The organism is Mycobacterium rhizamassiliense, from assembly GCF_900157375.1.
Taxonomy (GTDB): Bacteria; Actinomycetota; Actinomycetes; order Mycobacteriales; family Mycobacteriaceae; genus Mycobacterium; species Mycobacterium rhizamassiliense.
This window is the reverse complement of record NZ_LT721901.1, coordinates 560,361-580,071: the sequence shown is the minus strand read 5'-3', so window position 1 is coordinate 580,071 and position 19,711 is coordinate 560,361. Positions and strand designations below refer to the sequence as shown.

Genomic DNA, 19,711 nt, shown 5'->3' with positions numbered 1-19,711 from the left:
ATGAACCGACACCGCGCAATAATCGAGGTGGGGCCCGGTGCGATTCACAGATTGTGTTGTGGCACAGACGTGGTCGCCGCCGCCGGCGTGATGGAAGAACTCGATGCGGCGCTGGGCGGTATAGACGATCGTGTGGCGTTGGTGGGCGGTCGCCCCGTAGCCATCGATTCTCTGTGGAGGACTGCCCTGCGGTCGTTGCACTGCGCGGCCGACGGGACCGTCGTCGTTCACCCGTCGTGGTGGTCGTCGTCGCGAGTCGGCATGGCCACCGCGGCGGCCGAAAGCCTGCCCGGCGACGTGTTGGTGCGCCCGCGATCGTGGCTGTTGACTCAGGCGCCCCACGCCGGTGCGGAAGTTGTGGTGGAGATCGCAGAGCGGTTGGTGGCGATCGTCGGCGCCGAGGTCATCGGCATACCCCGCAATTCGGAATCGCTCGCCGTCGCCGAGGAGGTCGCACGCGCGATCGACGAGATATGCTCCGGCACAACGACGACCGTGCTCATCGACGCACCTCGGGCGGTCGCCGGGGCGGCCGCACTCGCGGCGTCGATCGCCCGTTTGGTGCGCGCCAGCGGCCGGTCGGCAACTGAAATCGACGCGACGCGGCTATCGAAGCTGGCGGCCTCGGCGCAGTCGACCCTGGCGCCTCGGAGCGAGCCGCCGCCGCGGTCCGTTCCGCGCGTCGCCGGCGCTCGATGGCGAGCCTTCGGGTCCAGGGGCCTGGTAGCTGTCGCTGTCGTCTTGGCCGCGGCTGTGCCGATTGCGGCCGCAGTCGGCCACCACGGCGTACCACCTACCGCCGCGACCACATTTTTGGTGGAGGGCCGGGTGGCACTGACGGTCCCCGCGGATTGGATTGTGCAGCGCGTGCTCGGCGGGCCCGGCTCGGCGCGGGTGCAAGTCACATCGCCCGCAGATCCGGAGGTGGCCCTGCACGTCACCCAATCGCCCGTACCTCCCGATGAGACGTTGAGCGCGACCGCCGAGCGGCTGCAGCGCGCGATCGGTTCCGAGCCGGGTGGTGTGTTCGTCGACTTCAATCCGTCCGGGGTCAGCGCCGGGCGGCCCGCGGTCACCTACCGGGAAGTCCGCGCCAGCCACCAGGTGCGCTGGACGGTGGTCCTCGACGGGCCGGTGCGGATCAGCGTCGGATGTCAGAGCCGGCCCGGCGCGGACGATGTGGTCCACAACGTGTGTGAACAGGCCGTACGGTCCGCCCGCGCGATCGGATGAGCTTTCGAAAATTGGATGGAACCTAACCCGGGTCGGCGCAGTCGAACTAGGTATCAGTTCGGAAGGAGATTGGGTGAGCACACCGGTAAACGCGGACACGCTGAGTACCGACTTTGATCTGATGCGTTCGGTCGCAGGTACGACGGACATCCGTAACGAAGAAATCCGCGCGATGCTGCAGGCTTTCATCGGCCGTATGAGCAGCGTGCCGTCGTCGGTGTGGGGTGGGCTCGCCGCCGAACGGTTCAAAGACGTGGTCGACCGATGGAACGCCGAGTCGATGAGGCTATACCGCGTCCTGGGCGCGATCGCGGAAACCATCCGGCAGAACGAGGCCACGCTGCAAGAGGCCGGTCAGAACCACGCGCACCACATCGCCGCCGCCGGCGGCCACCTGTGACCGAAAGGAGATTCTGTGGATCCGGTGCTGGCATACAACTTTGGCGAAATCGAATACTCGGTACGCCAGGAGATTCACACCACGTCGGCCCGCTTCAACGCCGCGCTGGACGAGCTGCGCTCACAAATCGCGCCGCTGCAACAGTTTTGGACTCGCGAAGCCGCGGTTGCCTATCACGTCGAGCAACTGAAGTGGAACCAGGCGGCGACTGCACTGAACGAGATTCTGATTGACCTCGGCAACGCGGTCCGTGACGGGGCGGAAGAGGTGGCGAACGCTGACCGGCAAGCGGCCGGCGTGTGGACGCGGTAGCCATCGATAACAGGCTCTGTGTTGGTCCCGGCGGAAGGAGAGCCGCCGGGGCCAACACAGTCATTTGGGGGGCGACCGCATGCCCTCCGTCGAGCTACACGGTTGGTCATCTGCCGTGAAAATTTGGCTGGCCCAGCGGAACACTGCAGCAGTCGATCGGAGGGTGCCCGGGTGGCGACCTTGATGGCTTGGGAGTCCACGAACTATGCGTGGAACTCGCTGGGGCACTCGGTCGGAGGTTTGTCGTGTCGGCGGGCTTCGCCGGCGTAGCTGCCGTCTCCGCAGCAGTTCTAGCAGCTCGCCAAGTCAGCGCGACGCGAGAAGAAGAAAGACTCAAACACGACTTAGAGAGTGTGCAGAAGCGATTTGAGTGGGTTGTCGACAGGTCAACAGCCCCGACTGGCCGCCACATTGTCGAAAAGTCATCTGTCCTCACCTCGCTACAGACAGCGGCGATGTTGAGGGCAATCCGTACCCGTGCCGACGACTTAGGAGACGAGTTGCTAACGGCTCTCATTAGGGCATACAGAAATGACAAGATCGGCGATTTCCTAGGAGAGGGTGTGCCAAAGGATCAGACTCGATAGATATTGGGCTTCGAGGGAGAATGAAGCATGCGACCGACCTATACCCGTGAGCTCGCCGGTGACGTCCGGGCGGTCCAGACGATGTTGCGCGACGTCGTAGATGACCCGAAGTCGTCTCGGGACGAGGTCAACTGGGCCGAGGAAATGCTGAACCTTGGGTCTGCAGGCCTTGCCGAGCGCATCGTGTCGACACAACGGGATCGCCAGCACTTCGGCGACGATTAACGCCGTCCGAGGGTAGGACCAGAGCTACTTCGCCGCTTCTGGCGTGAGCGCTGGAAATTGGGCTGCTGGTGCGCGCCCGATTAACGCGTTTTGACCTGCGGGGATGTCCATCGGTATGCTGCTCCGTTGGCGTGCGGTACGCCGGGGCCTCGGGTCAATGTCGGTCGCCGAGACCAGCCCCACCGCTCACGCTGACCGGCCCCCGGCTAGCACCGGGATCCAACCCGAGTCAAACGGCTCGTTAGAGAAAGTGGTAAGCGCTGTGCCCACCTATGCGCCCAAGGCGGGTGACACCACGCGGTCGTGGTACGTCATCGACGCCACGGACGTGGTGCTTGGCCGCCTTGCCGTTGCAGCAGCCACTCTGTTGCGCGGTAAGCACAAGCCGACGTTCGCTCCCAATGTCGATGGCGGCGATTTCGTCATCGTCATCAACGCCGACAAGGTCGCCATCAGCGGCGACAAGCTGAAGAACAAGATTGCCTACAGCCACTCGGGGTATCCCGGCGGTCTGCGCAAGCGCAGCATCGGCGAGCTGATGGAGAAGCACCCCGACCGGGTGGTCGAAAAGGCCATCGTCGGCATGCTTCCGCACAACAAGCTCAGCCGTCAGATCGAGCGCAAGCTCCACGTCTACGCCGGACCAGAGCACCCCCACGCCGCGCAGAAGCCGGTTCTTTTCGAGATCAAGCAGGTGGCCCAGTGACCGAAACAACCGAGGCAACAACCGAGGTGACCGAGGTCGTCGAGACCCCTGTCGAAACCCCCGCCGAGACCCCAGTCGTCGAGACCCCCGTCGAGAGCGAGCCGGCGGCCAAGCCCGTCGAGGAGTTCGTATTCGAGCGCCCGATCCAGACCGTCGGCCGCCGCAAGGAGGCCGTGGTGCGGGTGCGCCTGGTGCCCGGCACCGGCAAGTTCGACCTCAACGGCCGCAGCTTGGAGGCTTACTTCCCCAACAAGGTGCACCAGCAGCTCATCAAGGCCGCGTTGGTGACCGTCGACCGGGTGGAGAACTTCGATATCTTTGCTCTCCTGCACGGCGGTGGCCCCTCGGGCCAGGCCGGCGCGCTACGCCTGGGCATCGCCCGGGCGCTGATCGTGGCCTTCCCAGACGACCGGCCCGCGCTGAAGAAGGCCGGCTTCCTCACCCGTGATCCGCGTGCTGTCGAGCGCAAGAAGTACGGCCTGAAGAAGGCTCGTAAGGCGCCTCAGTACAGCAAGCGCTGATCAGCGATCACTTTCTGGCCGCAACAGTGCCGCGAGCTGGTCTCGCGTGCACTGTTGTCGGCGTGTCTGCGCACTAAATGGGGCGGTTTCGGTCAAAAAGGAAACGGGCAGGTTAGGTCGAGGACCGTCAACTGTGAGAGGTTTGTCCGCATGGGTCGACTATTCGGCACCGACGGTGTCCGTGGGGTCGCCAATCGCGAGCTGACCGCCGACCTGGCGTTAGCGCTCGCGGCCGCGGCCGCACAGCACCTGGCCAGCCCGGATAAGCCGGGCCGGCACGTCGCCGTCATCGGCCGCGACCCGCGGGCCAGCGGCGAAATGCTGGAGGCCGCCGTCATCGCCGGCCTGGCCAGCCAGGGGGTCGACGCGCTGCGAGTGGGCATCCTGCCGACCCCGGCCGTGGCCTACCTGACCGGCGCCTACGACGCCGACTTCGGCGTGATGATCTCGGCATCACACAACCCGATGCCCGACAACGGCATCAAGATCTTCGGTCCCGGCGGCCACAAGCTGGACGACGGCACCGAGGACCGGATCGAAGAACTCGTCGCCGCCGGACCCGGCCTGCGTCCGGTCGGCGCGGCGATCGGTCGCGTCATCGACGCCGAGGACGCCGCCGACCGCTACCTGCGCCACGTCGGCAAGGCCAGCACCCTGCGGCTCGACGGCCTGACCGTCGTCGTCGACTGCGCGCACGGCGCGGCCTCCGCGGCGGCACCGCGCGCCTACCGCGCGGCCGGGGCCCGGGTCATCGAGATCAACGCCGAACCCAACGGGCTCAACATCAATGACAACTGCGGCTCCACCCACCTGGATTCGCTGCGCGAGGCGGTGCTGACGCATCGCGCCGACCTGGGCCTGGCGCACGACGGCGACGCCGACCGATGCTTGGCCCTTGACGCCGAGGGCGAGCTCGTCGACGGCGACGCGATCCTGGTCGTGCTCGCGCTGGCGATGCAGGAGGCCGGCGAGCTCAACGCCAACACCGTGGTGACCACGGTGATGAGCAACCTCGGGCTGCACCTGGCCATGCGCGAGGCCGGCGTCGAGGTCCGCACGACCGGTGTCGGCGACCGCTACGTCCTCGAAGAACTGCGCGCGGGCGAATTCAGTTTGGGCGGTGAGCAATCCGGCCACATCGTGATGCCCGCGCTGGGCTCCACCGGCGACGGCATCGTCACCGGGCTGCGCCTGATGACGCGCATGGTGCAGACCGGTTCGCGCTTGGCTGACCTCGCCTCGAAGATGCGGCCGATGCCGCAGGTGCTGATCAACGTCGAGGTCGCCGACAAGGCCACCGCGGCCGCCGCGCCCTCGGTGCAGACCGCCGTCAACCAGGCCGAAGCCGAATTGGGCGATACCGGTCGAATCCTGTTGCGCCCCTCCGGAACTGAGCCGATGATCCGTGTCATGGTCGAAGCGCCCGAGGAGGACATCGCCCAGCGGGTGGCCACTCAGGTTGCCGATGCGGTGAGCGATCAGCGCTAATCCTGGACCACTGGAACCCCGAGGCGAGGTTCGGCGTCGGATTAGGCATGAGATTCGATAGTCGAGGACGACCCATTACTTTCGCTGCCACCGGGGTCGACGTCGCGGCGGTCCATAGAGTCGCCGATCAGTTGAGTGCGTCCGCCGACGTGATCAACGGCGCCGTAGCTGACCACCTGGCAGGCTTCGCATTCAGCGGCGCCAGCGCCGGCCGGGCGTACACGGCGCGGGGCGATGCCCTGCGCGGTGAACTGGAGCGACTCGCGACGCAGCTGACGCAATGGTCAAGGGCAACAATCGAAATCGCCGAGACGCTACGGGCGGGCGCGGATCGCTACGCCGATGCCGACATGTACGCCGCCGCGCGGATTGCCTGATCGTGGCCGACAGGTTGGATGTCGCCGAGCGTCTCGCCGAGGGGCGGATCGCCGTCGAGCACACCCAGGCCTACGTGCGGGCCTGCCAGGCGCTCGGGTACCAACAGCCGGATCTCACGTCGCGCCCGTCGCAGGTCCGCGACCAGTTCGACAGCGAAGACGGCCTGGACCTTCGCGCGCTGGACCACGACTGCACCGAGCTGCGTGCCGCCGGCGACGCGATTCTGGAAGGCCTGCGAATGCAACGCGCCCAGGCCGCCGAGCTGGCGGCGGCGTGGACCGGGCCCGCAGGTGAAGCCGCGGGCCGGTTCCTGCAACGGCACGGCGATGCGGCGAACATGGTGGTCACCGAAGTGCGCGCGGCGGCCCAGCGGTGCGAGTCGCTGCGCGACAATCTGTGGTATCTGCTCGACTCAAAGGTCTCGTCCGCCATAGCAATTGACGACCGTTCGCAGCTGCAGCGGGACGCCTGGCTGGCCGCCGCAGCCGTGGTCACCGGCGGGGCGGGGGAGCGTTCGACGGCTGAGCAGGTCGTCGGCCAGCAGGTGATGCCGTACGTGGACAACGACATTCGCAACGACTGGCTGGCTTCGATGCGCTCTTCGCTGGCCGGCTGCACGGCAGCCTACGACATGGTCATCAACAGGATGGCCGCCGTCCCCGCGGTGTACTTCGATTCTCCGGGCAACATCGAACCCGGATTGCCGGCGTTGCAGCCCGTGCCGCCGAATGCGCCCGAGTTGCCCTCGGCGACCGTACCCAGCGCCGTGACGGAACCTGTTGCGGCACAACCCCCGATGGTCTCCGCCCTTCCCGCAGTTCCCGCACCGGATGCTGCTCCCGTGCCGCCTGCGGCGGCAGTGCCGGATCTGGGCTCCGCGTTGGACGAGGCCTCGGCCCTACCCGCCGACGCCGCAGGTTTGGGAGGCCTGGGGGGTCTCGGCGATATGGGTTCCGGATCGGGCGGGCTCGGCGGACTCGGAGGGCTCGCCAGCCGAATTGTCGATGCGATGTCTGGCCTACTGGGGTCGGGCGGCGACCAACTGGGCGATCCGTCGACGCTCGACGATTCGCTGGACGACAAGGATCCCTTCGACGAGGACGACTCCGACGACGATCCCTTCCATCCGGTCGACGACAAGGCAGACGCCGACGAGAAGGACGCCGATCCTGAGAAAGATGACGAAGCAGTCAAACCCGAAGACGCGCAAGAGGTTCGACCGGTCGACGGATCACCGCCCGCGGACGCGCCGCCGCTGCCGGGTGACGGTCCACCGCCCGCGACCGCCCCTGAACCCGCAGGCGCGCCGGTGCCACCGGCGAGCGAGCCCGGCCCGACCGACGGTGCAACGCCGTGTGAGATTGCCGCAGACCAGCTTCCGCAGGCGGGGCAGTGAGGGCTAGGGCCGCAGCGCGAGCACGTCCTCGACGTAGCGGATGGCTTCCTTGGGGTCGGCCGCCGCCGGGCTCACCAATAGCGTGGTGACGCCGGCCTCGGCGAACGCCGCGAGGCGTTCGGCGATGAACCCGCGCGGGCCGACCAACGACATGGCGCGCACCATCTCGTCGGGCACCAAGTCGATGGCCTCGCGCTTGTTGCCGGACAGGTACAACTCCTGAATCTTGTCCGCCACTTCGCCGTAGCCATAACGCGTGGCCAGGTTGTGGTAGAAGTTGCGGCCCTTCGCGCCCATGCCGCCGAGGTAGAGGGCCAGCTGCGGCTTGACCCAGGACAGTCGCTCCTCGACGTCGTCACCGACGGCCAGCGACGTGTGCACCATGAGGTCCAGCGGGCCGAGCTCGGGATCGCGCTTGGCCTTGCCCGCGGCCAGCGCGTCACCCCACACGGTGTTGGCCTTCTCGGGGAGGAAGAAGACCGGCTGCCAACCCTCGGCGATCTCGGCGGTCAGTTCGACGTTCTTGGGGCCCAGCGCCGCGATGGTGATCGGAATACGTTCGCGCACAGGGTGATTGATGAGCTGAAGCGGCTTGCCCAAACCGGTTCCGCGCTCCGCGGGCAATGGCAGCTGGTAGTACTTGCCGTCGTATTGGACGCGCTCCCGGCGCCACACCTTGCGACAGATCTCCACGACCTCGCGGGTACGGCCCAGCGGGGCGTCGAACGCGACGCCGTGGAAACCCTCCATCACCTGCGGTCCCGACGTCCCGATGCCCAGGCGGAATCGGCCATCGGAGACGAAGTCCAGGCCCGCGGCGGTCATCGCGAGCAGCGACGGGGTGCGGATGTAGATGGGAACCACGCCGGTGGCCAATTCGACCCTGCTGGTCTTGGCGGCCAGGTACCCGAGCTGGCTGATGGCGTCGTAGGAGTACGCCTCGGCCACCACGGCGATGTCGATGCCGGCCTTCTCGAGTTCGACGACGCGGTCCACGGCCTCGTGAAAACCACTCGAATAGTCCAGCGCGATCCCGATTCTCATGAACGTCACTTAATCACGCCGAGAATGACGGGCCCCGAGAGGGCAGCTCCGCCGATGTCGGAGAGTGAAGTGATTCGGGCGGCGCGCGGACCTATGCTCCACGCGTGCGGCACCACCCTAATAAATGGATCCGAATGTGCCTCTTGACGTGCATCGCGCTCGTTGTGGTGGGGTGCGGGAACGCGGGTCCCGGTCCGACGTCAAAGGCCGCGAGTACATCGGCGGCGCCCGTTGCTGTCGAGCGAATTGATTCCGTGACGCTGGCGGGCCCCGATTTGCAGGCGCTGGGAATCGATTACGAGCCCGAAGAGGTAGAAAAGGCCGTCCCGCACTGGTTTGACATCGATCAGTCCGATCCGTGTCGGCAGTTGGATTGGTATTCCGGACTGCAGCCGTTCTTGGCGTTTCGACTGGTTAATAGCCGAGGGCCCAGCAATTTCGGCATCCAACAGACGGTCGCCGTTTACGCTGACGGCCCGGCCGCGAAGGCAGTCTTCGACAAGTATTCGGGGTATGCCGCGTCGTGCAAAGCGAAGGGCGGTCCCAGGGTCTTCACGACAGCCACGCCCACCGAATTGGCGTCGAGCGTGCCGACCGCGGACGAGGTCGGAGAATATCGGGGCAACATCGCGGCATCGGACATCCGCGTCGTGGAGAACGTGGTGATCGACGTTCAGTCGTTTCGCCGCCGAGACGGTGTCGCCATGACTGCCCAGATCGCGGAACGCATTTCCGCAAGAGTCAAGTCGATTGCCTGACACCATCGCGCGTCACTTCAGCAGCGCGACGATCTTGCTTTCTAGAGTGATCGGCTCGGCCTCGGGATCGGGCCTGCTCGTCTTCGGCAGATCCGCGGCCGGATCGGCGAACTCGCGATAGGTCTTGTCACCGCCGAGGGTGTAGAGCAGGTACCCGGTCAGCAGCGCGCGGACCGATCGCTGCGTGCGGCGGTGCGGGCCGGGCAGCCCCAGCGCCTGAGTGAGGCGCCGGCCCTCGACCAGTCCCCCGGGCTGGGCCTTGCCGACGATGCGCAGCGTCGCCGTCTTCCACGCGACCGAAAGTGGCAGCGCGTTGGAGTTCAACGTTTCGGGGTCCCCGGGAGCGGACAAGATCAACCCGGGCAGCTTCAGCGGCGCTGCCGGCTGCTCGGCCGGGGGACTGGAGACGGTGGGAAACAGCGCGACCGCGGAGGCCAGCCGCGTCGACATCCCGGCCGCGGCGAACACGGCGGCCGAGGCCCCGAAGCCGTGGCCGACGGCGCCCAGCTTGGCCGGGTGCACGCTGATCTTGCCGGGCCCGAGGCGCACGCCCGACACGATGTCCAGGGCGGTCCCCAGGTCGGAGGCCAGGTTGAGCACCGACGGAGCCACGCCCCGCTCGGTCTCGGGGGCCCCGGCCACGATGCCCCACGACGCCAGATGCTCGAGCAGACCTGAGTAGCGGGCGGTGCCGGCGAGCCAGTCGTGACCGAACGCGATGCCGGGCAGGTTCAGCCCGGCCTCCGGGGTGTAGACCACGCCGGGCAGGCCCGCGAAGGCCAGGTCACCCCGCAATACCTGGTGCGGTCCACGGCGGCTGAGGGCGGCGAAAAGCTTGCGGATGCGGGCCACGCGTTGACGTTAGCGGGGATGGATCCATTCAGTCCATGCGGCGCCATCCCAGCGTGTGCTCAGGGCGACATTTCTGGGCAAATCCCGCCCTCAGCGCACCTGGAAACGCCGTCTGAGCACGCCATCGGCGTCGCGACCAGTCGGGCTGCGAGCCCGACTGCACTACCCTGGTCAGAATGTGCGGAATCGTCGGCTACGTCGGGCAGGGCCCTGCCTGCCAGGTCGTCATGGACGCGCTGCGCCGGATGGAGTACCGCGGCTACGACTCCTCAGGGATCGCCCTGGTCGACGGAAGCGGCACCCTCACCGTGAGCCGCCGCGCCGGCGGGCTGAACAACCTGGAGAAGGCGGTGGCCGAGATGCCGCCGGAAACCCTGGGCGGCACCACCGGCCTGGGGCACACCCGCTGGGCAACCCACGGTCGACCCACCGACCGCAACGCGCACCCGCACCGCGACGCCGCCGGCAAGATCGCCGTCGTCCACAACGGCATCATCGAGAACTTCGCCACGCTGCGCCACGAGCTGGAGCAAGACGGCGTGGAATTCGCCAGCGACACCGACACCGAGGTCGCCGTGCACATGGTCGCCCAGGCCTACCGCCACGGGGAGACGGCCGGCGACTTCGCCGCGTCCGTGCAGTCGGTGCTGCGCCGGCTCGAGGGCCACTTCACGTTGGTGTTCGCCAACGCCGACGAGCCCGGCACCATCGTGGCCGCCCGGCGGTCGACGCCGCTGGTGGTCGGGATCGGTGACGGCGAAATGTTCGTCGGCTCTGATGTGGCCGCGTTCATCCCGCACACCCGCGAGGCCGTCGAACTCGGCCAGGACCAGTGCGTGGTGCTCACCGCCGACGGCTACCGCATCACCGATTTCGACGGCAACCCCGACGAGGCGAATGCCCGTGTCTTCCATATCGATTGGGACCTGGCCGCCGCCGAAAAGGGTGGCTACGAGTACTTCATGCTCAAGGAGATCGCCGAGCAGCCCGCGGCGGTCGGCGACACGCTGCTCGGTCACTTCGTCGACGGCCGCATCGTGCTCGACGAGCAGCGCCTGTCCGACCAGGAACTGCGCGAGGTCGACAAGGTCTTCGTCGTCGCCTGTGGCACCGCCTATCACTCCGGGCTGCTGGCGAAGTACGCCATCGAGCACTGGACGCGGCTGCCGGTGGAAGTCGAACTGGCCAGCGAATTCCGTTACCGCGACCCGGTTTTGGACCGCAGCACGCTGGTGGTCGCCATCTCGCAGTCCGGTGAAACCGCCGACACCCTGGAGGCGGTGCGCCACGCCAAGGCCCAGAAGGCCAAGGTGCTCGCGATCTGCAACACGAACGGCTCGCAGATTCCGCGGGAGTGCGACGCGGTGCTCTACACGCGCGCCGGTCCGGAGATCGGTGTCGCGTCGACCAAGACGTTCCTGGCGCAGGTCACCGCCAACTACCTGGTGGGTCTGGCGCTCGCGCAGGCCCGCGGAACCAAGTACCCCGACGAGGTCGAGCGCGAATACCGTGAGCTGGAAGCGATGCCGGAGGTGGTGAGCCGCGTCCTCGCAACGATCGAGCCGGTGGCCGCGCTGGCCAACAGATTCGCCCAGTCGTCGACGGTGTTGTTCTTGGGGCGCCACGTCGGCTACCCGGTCGCGCTCGAAGGCGCCCTCAAACTCAAAGAACTCGCGTACATGCATGCCGAGGGCTTCGCCGCCGGCGAGCTCAAGCACGGACCGATCGCGTTGATCGAGGATGGCCTGCCCGTCATCGTCGTGATGCCGTCGCCGAAGGGCTCGGCTACGCTGCATGCGAAGCTGCTGTCCAACATTCGCGAGGTCCAGACCCGCGGCGCGGTGACGATCGTCATCGCCGAGGAGGGGGACGACACGGTGCGCCCCTACGCCGATCACTTGATCGAAATACCTTCGGTGTCAACGCTTTTGCAGCCGCTGCTGTCGACCATCCCGCTGCAGGTGTTCGCCGCCTCGGTGGCGCAGGCCCGCGGCTATGACGTCGACAAACCGCGCAACCTGGCCAAGTCCGTCACGGTCGAGTAGCGTCCCGCGCCATGAGGCTCGGAATCATCGGTTTCATGGCGCTCATCGCGGCATACGTTGCCTCGCTCCTGATCTACGTCGACAGCGGCATGGGCCACCCGCATCAAGTGAACGAACGTCAGCCTGGCGGTAACGCGACGACGGTGACCGTCGACATCGAAGACATCCGTTCGAACAACAGCGTGCTCGCCACCAACATCAGCGTCGTGCCCAGTCCGGCGCTTCTGGATCCGGTGACCCACAAGCTCAAGGAGGACCTCAGCGTCGAGGTCACCTCCGTCGTCACCCCGAGCAAGCGCAGTTGGTCGAAGGGCGCGGTGCCCGACGTCTGGCCGGTATCGCTGATCCTGTCGGGAGAGGTGGCGGATTGGCCCTTCGACGAATACCGTTCCAAGCCCGTCACCATCGAGGTCGAGCGCGGCGCCAGCGACACCCCGGAGCCCGCGACCGTGATATTCGTCGACCGCCTGCTCGGCTGGACCGTGGACATGTCCAGCTCCGGCCCCGCCGCGCCCGGGCCCTACCAGGTTGAGTTGAGCCGAACTATGAGCACCGTGGCGTTCGGGTTCGTCATCGTGTTCGTGTACCTGGCGCTTGGCGGCCTGGGCTTGGTCGTTGCCGTGCAGACGTGGCGCAACAAGCGGAAATTCCAGCCCCCGATGACGACGTGGTACGCCGCGATGCTGTTCGCCGTGATGCCACTGAGAAACGCGCTTCCGGACTCTCCACCGTTCGGCAGCTGGATCGACATCAGCGTCGTGCTGTGGGCGATCGTCGTGCTGGTGATCTCGATGATGATCTACATCTTGTGCTGGTGGCGGCATCTGGCGCCCGAGCCGGCCGAGCTGGCCGCTTCAGCGAAAACGCCTCGTTAGCAACGCTTCCGGCTTTAGGATCGCTGGGCGGGACGGCTACCTTCAGCCACCGAAATGGGGGACGCGTGAAATTTGGCATCGTCGGGATCATCGTGGCGGTGATCGGTGCGTACATCGCCTCGGTCGCGCTGTATGCCAACGCGGGCGGGGCGCACCGGCACGATGCTGAAGCCCCGGCGGCCAGCGACCGGACCACAGTGGAGCTGGATGTGTCAGAGGTCCAGTCGAATTACAGCGTGCTTGTTGCCAATGTGACGGTGTTCCCCGGACCCGAATTGCTGGATCCGCAGTCGGGGCATCTCAAGGAAGACCTCGGCCTTCGGGTCAGGTCCACGGCTTCGCCGGCCCGTCGCACCTGGACGAAGGGCATGCTGCCCGGTGATTTTCCCGTTCCGCTGACCCTTGCCGGCGACATCGACGAATGGCCCCTCGATCACTACAGCACCGGACCCATCGAGGTTGAGCTGATGCGCAACGGCTCGGACAAGGCCATCGAACGGGTACCGGTGACATTCGTCAACCACCTCTCCGGCTGGAGCACCAAGATCGACGGCGCCCCTGGGCTCGGCGCGCACCGCGTGAGTTTGCACCGTTCGCTCAGCGCGGGTGCGTTCGGCGTCGTGATCCTCGGCATCCTGATCGCCATTGCGGGCCTGGCCTTGTTCGTGGCGATTCAGACGGTGCGCGACCGGCGCAAGTTCCAGCCGCCGATGACCACGTGGTACGCGGCGATGCTATTTGCCGTGGTACCACTGCGAAACGCGCTGCCGGGCTCGCCGCCGTTCGGCGGTTGGATAGACATCACCATCGTGCTCTGGGTGCTCGTCGCGCTGGTGGTCTCGATGCTGCTCTACATCACCTGCTGGTGGCGGCACCTGCGACCTGAGCCTATGAAGGTGCCCTGACACGTTTGCCGAATCGGGGCGGCGCGACGTCAAGCATGCGAAGGTGGACGCCGTGGCGGATAGATCGGTGGGGGCACGGCTGCGCGGCATCTGGCTGGCGGTCTGGCACTTCGTCACCGGTGCGCCGCTGACCTATGGCTGGCTCATCGCGCTGACCATCACGACGATCGTCCAGAACGAACTCTCCGGCCGGCAATTGCACTCGGTTTTGCTGCACCGCTCCACCAACATTCACTCGCTGGGCACCGATCCGCTCGATGTGCTGTTTTCCAGCCTGCTCTGGATCGACGGCCGGAACCTGGAGCCGTACTTCCTGCTGTTCACCTTGTTCCTCGCCCCCGTCGAACACTGGCTTGGCCACTTGCGCTGGCTCACTGTGGGATTGACCGCTCACATCCTTGCGACCTATATCAGCGAAGGCATCCTCTACTTCGCGATCGAACAACACGACGCCGCCGAAAGACTGGTCCACGCCCGGGACATCGGGGTCAGCTATTTCATGGTCGGCGTGATGGCGGTGCTGACCTATCACATCGTGTCGCCCTGGCGCTGGGGCTATGTCGGGGTCTTGTTCGTCATCTTTGGTTTTCCCTTGTTGACGATGGACCCGCACCAGCTGAACTTCACCGCGATCGGCCACTTCGCCTCGCTCCTGATCGGGCTCTGCTTCTATCCGATGGCCCAAGAGCGCAAGCGCCCGCCCTGGAGCCCGGCGAGATTCAAAGGTGCTGTCCAGCGAGCTTTTTCGCGCGAGCAGGAAGCCTAGGTTCGCGTGGCGATGACGTAGTGCATCGCCGATAGCGTCTCCTCCTTGTCGGTGGGCCTGGGCGGCAGCGAAAGGCCATAGGCGCCAGCCAATTCCGGGACACCGGTCGCCGACGTGGTCCAGCCGTGGGCAGCGAGATAGTCGACCACGTCGTTGCGCTCACCGGCGTACCAGAGGTCGGTCATCTCGATGTCGAAGCCGTGTTCTCGCCACTGGTCGGTGACCTCGCGCATCCGGTCGGCCATTGTCTGTACGGTATCGCCGGTGCCCTGCAGGTTCTCGGTGGCCAACTGGCTTCCCGCCGGGCTCAACGCGGTGATGTTGTCCAACAGGCGATCCTGGGCGTCCGCCGGCAAAAACGGCATCAGTCCTTCGGCGCTCCAGGCGGTCGGCTTGCTGGGGTCATGGCCCGTGGCGCGCAGCGCGGCGGGCCAGTCGTGCCGTAGGTCGACCGATACCGGCCGGAGATCGGCGGTGGGTGTGGCACCCAGCTCAGTCAAGGTCGCGATTTTGAAGTCGATGACCCCGGCCTGGTCGATCTCGAACACGGTGGTGCCGACGGGCCAGGGCAGCCGGTAGGCGCGGGCGTCCAGCCCCGAGGCCAGGATCACCGCTTGCCGGATGCCCGCATCGGCCGCGGCCACGAAGAACTCGTCGAAGAACCTGGTGCGCAGGCCCATCATGGCGCCCATGCCCACCATTCCGAAGCTGCCGTTGTCATCGACTTGCGCGGGATCCAGTTCGCCGCTGGCGAGCTGGGTGAAGAAGTCCACGCCGACCGCACGGACCAACGGTTCGGCGTAGGGGTCGTTGATCAGTGGGTCGGGGCTTCGGCTGGCCAATGCTCGTCCCACCGCGACGCCGGTCGCCGTCGCGCCCACGCTGTTGCCGAGATCCCAGGTGTCGTTCTCCGTGCGTGCCATGCCCAATCCTCTCGTCGTCCTCGAAACCTAAAAACGAGAAACGCCATCATGACGGCCTGTATGCCGCGTCCGCGGTACGAGCGCAGTACGCAAAGACAGCCGGGCATGGAATCCTGGCACTGATGCGGCATTACTACTCCGTAAACGCGATCCGTGACGCCGAGGCACCGCTGCTGGCCAGCCTGCCCGATGGCGCGCTGATGAGACGCGCGGCTTTCGGACTGGCTATGGAGGTTGTCAGCGAGCTGAGCCGCCGCACCGGCGGGATCGCCGGTCGCCGGGTGTGCGCGGTCGTCGGCTCGGGTGACAACGGCGGCGACGCGCTGTGGGCGGCGACGTTCTTGCGGCGCCGCGGGGTGGGGGCCGAGGCGATACTGCTCAGCCCGGACCGCACCCACGCGAAGGGGCTGGCCGCGTTCCGCAAGGCCGGCGGTCGCATCGTGGAACGTGTCGCCGACCTTTCCAAGGCAACCGATCTTGTGATCGACGGGGTGGTGGGCATTTCCGGTTCGGGTCCGCTTCGTCCGGCGGCGGCCGAGGTGTTCGCCGCTTTCAACGAGGCGGGCGACCCGCCGGTGGTCGCCGTCGACCTCCCCAGCGGCATCGACGTCGCGACCGGAGCGATCACCGGGCCCGCGGTGCATGCCGCGCGGACCGTCACATTCGGCGGGCTCAAACCCGTGCATGCGCTGGCCGACTGCGGCGAGATTACGCTGGTCGACATCGGGCTGGATCTGCCGCAGACCGACGTGCTCGGGTTCGAGGCCCGCGACGTCGTGGCGCGCTGGCCGGTACCCGGGCCGCACGACGACAAGTACACCCAGGGCGTCACCGGGGTGATGGCCGGATCGTCGACCTACCCGGGTGCTGCCGTGCTGTGCACCGGGGCGGCGGTCGCGGCAACCTCCGGCATGGTCCGCTACGCCGGCAGCGCCCACACCGAGGTGCTCGCGCACTGGCCCGAAGTCATCGCCTCGCCCACCCCGGCGTCGGCCGGACGGGTGCAGGCCTGGGTCGTCGGGCCGGGCCTGGGCACCGACGACACCGGGGCCGCCGCGCTGTGGTTCGCGCTCGGCACGGACCTGCCGGTGCTCGTCGACGCCGATGGGCTGACCATCCTGGCGGCGCACCCCGAGCTGGTCGCCAACCGCGCCGCCCCGACGCTGCTGACGCCACACGCCGGTGAATTCGCCCGGCTGGCGGGTAACCCCCCGGGGGATGACCGGGTGGGCGCCACCCGCAGGTTGGCCGACGCGTTGGGTGCAACCGTGCTGCTCAAGGGGAACGTCACCGTGATCGCCGACCCCGGCGGCCCGGTGTATCTCAACCCCGCCGGGCAGTCCTGGGCGGCCACCGCCGGGTCCGGCGACGTGCTGTCCGGGATGATCGGCGCGCTGCTGGCGGCGGGTCTTCCTGCCGCCGAGGCCGCCGCGGCCGGTGCGTACGTGCACGCTCACGCGGCGGCGTTGTCGGCCGCCGACCCCGGTCCCGGCGAGGCACCCACCTCGGCGTCGCGCATCGCCGGCCACATCCGGGCCGCCCTGGCCAGCCTGTAGCCCCAGAAAGGAACCTCATGCCACAACATCCGTCCATGCCCGCCCACTCGATCGCGCCCGCCTACACCGGCCGCCTGTTCACCGCGCCCGTGCCGGCGCTGCGGATGCCGGACGAGTCGATGGACCCGGACGCCGCGTACCGCTTCATCCACGACGAGCTGATGCTCGACGGCAGCTCGCGGCTGAATCTGGCCACGTTCGTCACCACGTGGATGGATCCCCAGGCCGGCCGGCTGATGGCCGAGACGTTCGACAAGAACATGATCGACAAGGACGAGTACCCGGCGACGGCGGCGATCGAGCAGCGCTGCGTGTGCATGGTGGCCGACCTGTTCCACGCAGACGGCCTGCGCGACGACGACCCGTCCAGCGCGATCGGGGTGTCGACGATCGGCTCCAGCGAGGCGGTGATGCTCGGCGGGCTGGCGATGAAGTGGCGGTGGCGCGCAAAGGTCGGCAAGGACTGGAAGAAGCGCACGCCGAACATGGTGATGGGCTCCAACGTCCAGGTGGTCTGGGAGAAGTTCTGCCGCTACTTCGACGTCGAACCGCGCTACCTGCCGATGGAGGAGGGCCGCTATGTCATCACGCCCGAGCAGGTCATCGACGCCGTGGACGAGGACACGATCGGCGTGGTCGCGATCCTGGGCACCACCTACACCGGTGAGCTCGAACCCATCGCCGAGATCTGTGCGGCGCTGGACAAGCTGGCCGCCGGTGGCGGCGTGGACGTTCCGGTGCATGTCGACGCGGCCAGCGGCGGATTCGTGGTGCCGTTCCTGCACCCCGAGCTGAAGTGGGACTTCCGGCTGCCGCGGGTGGTGTCGATCAACGTCAGCGGCCACAAGTATGGGCTGACGTATCCCGGAGTCGGATTCGTGGTGTGGCGCGGCAAGGAGTACCTGCCCGAGGACCTGGTGTTCCACGTGAACTATCTGGGCGGTGACATGCCGACCTTCACGCTGAACTTCTCCCGGCCCGGCAACCAGGTCGTCGGCCAGTACTACAACTTCTTGCGGCTGGGCCGCGAGGGCTACACGCAGGTGATGCAGACGCTGTCGTCGACCGCGCGCTGGCTCGGTGAGCAGCTGCGCACCGGCGATCACTGCGAGCTGATCTCGGATGGCTCGGCGATCCCGGTGGTCAGCTTCCGGCTCGCCCGCGACCGCGGATACACCGAGTTCGACGTCTCCCACGAGCTGCGCGGCTACGGCTGGCAGGTGCCGGCCTACACGATGCCCGACAACGCGACGGACGTCTCGGTGCTGCGCGTCGTGGTGCGCGAGGGGCTGTCCGCCGACCTGGCCCGGGCCCTGCACGACGACGCCCGCAGCGCGCTGGCCTCGCTGGACAAGCTCAAGCCCGGCGGGCACTACGAACAGGAGCACTTCGCGCACTAGCGCGGCGCTGAGCGTGCGCTCGCGGCTTTCGGGGTGCGCTCAGGGTGGGCGAGCTCGGCGTGTCGCCGCCTTCAACGCACAGTCAACGCAGGTCACGGGCACGCCGCGCGATGGATGGGCATGCCGGAACCCGGTTCTGGGAGAATGGCGGCCGTGTCTACTACCCCGATATCCATGACGCCCGGCGTACTCGCCGAGGCCGTCGTGGACCTGGGTGCGATCGCCCACAACGTGCGCGTTCTGCGCGAACACGCCGGCTCCGCCCAGGTGATGGCCGTCGTCAAGGCCGACGGCTACGGCCACGGGGCCACCTCCGTCGCACGGGCCGCATTGGGCGCCGGGGCGGCCGAACTCGGTGTCGCCACCGTCGACGAGGCACTGGAATTGCGTGCCGCCGGAATCACCGCGCCGGTGCTGGCGTGGCTGCATCCGCCCGGCATCGACTTCGGGCCCGCGCTGGTGTCCGACGTCCAGGTCGCGGTGTCCTCGGTGCGCCAGCTCGACGAGCTGCTGGACGCCGCGCGCCGCACCGGCCGCGCCGCGACCGTCAGCGTCAAGATCGACACCGGGCTGAATCGCAACGGCGTCGCCCCGCTGGACTACCCGGCGATGCTGACCGCGGTGCAACGGGCCGTCGCCGACGAGGCCATCCGCCTGCGGGGCCTGATGTCACACATGGTCTTCGCCGACCAGCCGAGCAATCCGGTCAACGACATTCAGGCGCAGCGCTTCAAAGAGATGTTGGCCTACGCGCGCGAGCAGGGTGTGCGGTTCGAGATCGCCCATCTGTCCAATTCCTCTTCGACCATGTCGCGTCCCGACCTGGCCTACGATCTGGTGCGGCCCGGCATCGCCGTGTACGGCCTGAGCCCGGTTCCCGAGCGCGGCGACATGGGCCTGGTGCCGGCGATGACGTTGAAATGTGCTGTCGCGCTGGTGAAGTCGGTTCGCGCGGGGGACGGCGTGTCGTATGGGCACACCTGGATTGCCGAGCAGGACACCACCGTGGCGCTGATGCCGATCGGGTACGCCGACGGCGTGTTCCGATCGCTGGGCGGGCGGCTGGACGTGCTGATCAACGGCAGGCGTCGACCCGGCGTCGGGCGGGTCTGCATGGACCAATTCCTCGTCGACCTGGGTCCCGGGCCGGTCGATGTGTCCGAGGGTGACGAGGCGATCCTGTTCGGGCCGGGCACCAGAGGTGAACCCATCGCCCAGGATTGGGCCGATCTGATCGGCACCATCCACTACGAGGTCGTGACCAGCCCGCGGGGCCGCGTCACCCGGACCTTCCGCGAGGCCGAAGCCGTTGAGTGATAAGAAAACTCGCAGACGTCGGTG

General features: G+C 67.3%; 20 protein-coding genes. 17 read left to right on the top strand and 3 right to left on the bottom strand.

Annotated features, from left to right (window positions below; translation table 11 throughout):
• From MRAB57_RS02860 to MRAB57_RS02820, 9 genes are all read left to right on the top strand, one after another.
• A complete protein-coding gene (locus tag MRAB57_RS02860; protein WP_077086212.1) occupies nucleotides 1–1,233 on the top strand; it encodes a type VII secretion-associated protein in 1,233 nt (410 codons plus the stop codon).
• 73 nt (nucleotides 1,234–1,306) lie between these two features.
• Entirely contained in the window at nucleotides 1,307–1,633 is a 327-nt protein-coding gene (locus tag MRAB57_RS02855) for a WXG100 family type VII secretion target (RefSeq protein WP_173813889.1), read from the top strand.
• A 15-nt stretch (nucleotides 1,634–1,648) separates the two neighbouring features.
• Nucleotides 1,649–1,945 (top strand): WXG100 family type VII secretion target, encoded by a 297-nt coding sequence (locus tag MRAB57_RS02850; protein ID WP_077086211.1) that lies wholly within the window; start codon nucleotides 1,649–1,651, stop codon nucleotides 1,943–1,945.
• A 614-nt stretch (nucleotides 1,946–2,559) separates the two neighbouring features.
• Nucleotides 2,560–2,757: a hypothetical protein gene (locus MRAB57_RS02845; RefSeq protein WP_077086210.1), complete on the top strand. Its 198-nt coding sequence runs from the start codon at nucleotides 2,560–2,562 to the stop codon at nucleotides 2,755–2,757.
• A gap of 262 nt (nucleotides 2,758–3,019) precedes the next feature.
• Nucleotides 3,020–3,463, top strand: coding sequence for a 50S ribosomal protein L13 (gene rplM / locus MRAB57_RS02840; RefSeq protein WP_077086209.1), 444 nt, complete (start codon nucleotides 3,020–3,022; stop codon nucleotides 3,461–3,463).
• A 26-nt stretch (nucleotides 3,464–3,489) separates the two neighbouring features.
• Nucleotides 3,490–3,984 carry a 30S ribosomal protein S9 gene (gene rpsI, locus MRAB57_RS02835; RefSeq protein WP_173813996.1) on the top strand — a complete coding sequence of 165 codons (495 nt, stop codon included), beginning with the start codon at nucleotides 3,490–3,492 and terminating at the stop codon, nucleotides 3,982–3,984.
• 150 nt (nucleotides 3,985–4,134) lie between these two features.
• A complete protein-coding gene (gene glmM / locus MRAB57_RS02830) occupies nucleotides 4,135–5,472 on the top strand; it encodes a phosphoglucosamine mutase (RefSeq protein ID WP_077086207.1) in 1,338 nt (445 codons plus the stop codon).
• A gap of 47 nt (nucleotides 5,473–5,519) precedes the next feature.
• Nucleotides 5,520–5,849, top strand: a complete 330-nt coding sequence (locus MRAB57_RS02825) for a DUF7162 family protein (RefSeq protein ID WP_077086206.1) — start codon at nucleotides 5,520–5,522, stop codon at nucleotides 5,847–5,849.
• Nucleotides 5,850–5,851: 2 nt separating this feature from the next.
• The gene (locus MRAB57_RS02820; RefSeq protein WP_077086205.1) at nucleotides 5,852–7,246 is read left to right on the top strand and encodes a hypothetical protein; all 1,395 of its coding nucleotides are present in this window, start codon (nucleotides 5,852–5,854) and stop codon (nucleotides 7,244–7,246) included.
• A 3-nt stretch (nucleotides 7,247–7,249) separates the two neighbouring features.
• Here the strand turns inward: MRAB57_RS02820 and MRAB57_RS02815 are convergent, their stop codons facing one another.
• Entirely contained in the window at nucleotides 7,250–8,290 is a 1,041-nt protein-coding gene (locus MRAB57_RS02815) for an LLM class F420-dependent oxidoreductase (protein ID WP_077086204.1), read from the bottom strand.
• Nucleotides 8,291–8,544: 254 nt separating this feature from the next.
• Between MRAB57_RS02815 and MRAB57_RS02810 the strand changes: the two genes are divergently transcribed.
• The gene (locus tag MRAB57_RS02810) at nucleotides 8,545–9,048 is read left to right on the top strand and encodes a sensor domain-containing protein (protein ID WP_077086203.1); all 504 of its coding nucleotides are present in this window, start codon (nucleotides 8,545–8,547) and stop codon (nucleotides 9,046–9,048) included.
• Between the two features lie 12 nt (nucleotides 9,049–9,060).
• On the opposite strand, the gene MRAB57_RS02805 is transcribed toward MRAB57_RS02810, so the two are convergent.
• Nucleotides 9,061–9,900: a dienelactone hydrolase family protein gene (locus tag MRAB57_RS02805; protein WP_077086202.1), complete on the bottom strand. Its 840-nt coding sequence runs from the start codon at nucleotides 9,898–9,900 to the stop codon at nucleotides 9,061–9,063.
• Nucleotides 9,901–10,076: 176 nt separating this feature from the next.
• Between MRAB57_RS02805 and glmS the strand changes: the two genes are divergently transcribed.
• The 4 genes from glmS (at nucleotide 10,077) to MRAB57_RS02785 (ending at nucleotide 14,491) form a co-directional block, all read left to right on the top strand.
• Nucleotides 10,077–11,945, top strand: coding sequence for a glutamine--fructose-6-phosphate transaminase (isomerizing) (glmS, locus tag MRAB57_RS02800; RefSeq protein ID WP_077086201.1), 1,869 nt, complete (start codon nucleotides 10,077–10,079; stop codon nucleotides 11,943–11,945).
• Between the two features lie 11 nt (nucleotides 11,946–11,956).
• Nucleotides 11,957–12,820 (top strand): DUF4436 domain-containing protein, encoded by an 864-nt coding sequence (locus tag MRAB57_RS02795; RefSeq protein ID WP_077086200.1) that lies wholly within the window; start codon nucleotides 11,957–11,959, stop codon nucleotides 12,818–12,820.
• 65 nt (nucleotides 12,821–12,885) lie between these two features.
• Entirely contained in the window at nucleotides 12,886–13,725 is an 840-nt protein-coding gene (locus MRAB57_RS02790; RefSeq protein ID WP_077086199.1) for a DUF4436 domain-containing protein, read from the top strand.
• 52 nt (nucleotides 13,726–13,777) lie between these two features.
• Entirely contained in the window at nucleotides 13,778–14,491 is a 714-nt protein-coding gene (locus MRAB57_RS02785) for a rhomboid-like protein (protein ID WP_108638038.1), read from the top strand.
• Here MRAB57_RS02785 and MRAB57_RS02780 read toward each other — a convergent pair.
• The gene (locus tag MRAB57_RS02780) at nucleotides 14,488–15,414 is read right to left on the bottom strand and encodes a class I SAM-dependent methyltransferase (protein ID WP_077086198.1); all 927 of its coding nucleotides are present in this window, start codon (nucleotides 15,412–15,414) and stop codon (nucleotides 14,488–14,490) included. The genes MRAB57_RS02785 and MRAB57_RS02780 overlap by 4 nt on opposite strands.
• Before the next feature lie 122 nt (nucleotides 15,415–15,536).
• On the opposite strand from MRAB57_RS02780, the gene MRAB57_RS02775 reads away from it, so the two are divergent.
• The 3 genes from MRAB57_RS02775 (at nucleotide 15,537) to alr (ending at nucleotide 19,687) form a co-directional block, all read left to right on the top strand.
• Nucleotides 15,537–16,970 (top strand): bifunctional ADP-dependent NAD(P)H-hydrate dehydratase/NAD(P)H-hydrate epimerase, encoded by a 1,434-nt coding sequence (locus MRAB57_RS02775; RefSeq protein ID WP_077086197.1) that lies wholly within the window; start codon nucleotides 15,537–15,539, stop codon nucleotides 16,968–16,970.
• Nucleotides 16,971–16,987: 17 nt separating this feature from the next.
• Nucleotides 16,988–18,370, top strand: coding sequence for a glutamate decarboxylase (gene gad, locus MRAB57_RS02770; protein ID WP_077086196.1), 1,383 nt, complete (start codon nucleotides 16,988–16,990; stop codon nucleotides 18,368–18,370).
• A 153-nt stretch (nucleotides 18,371–18,523) separates the two neighbouring features.
• On the top strand, nucleotides 18,524–19,687 hold the full coding sequence (alr, locus tag MRAB57_RS02765; RefSeq protein ID WP_077090352.1) for an alanine racemase: 1,164 nt from the start codon (nucleotides 18,524–18,526) through the stop codon (nucleotides 19,685–19,687).
• Nucleotides 19,688–19,711: the final 24 nt, after the last annotated feature.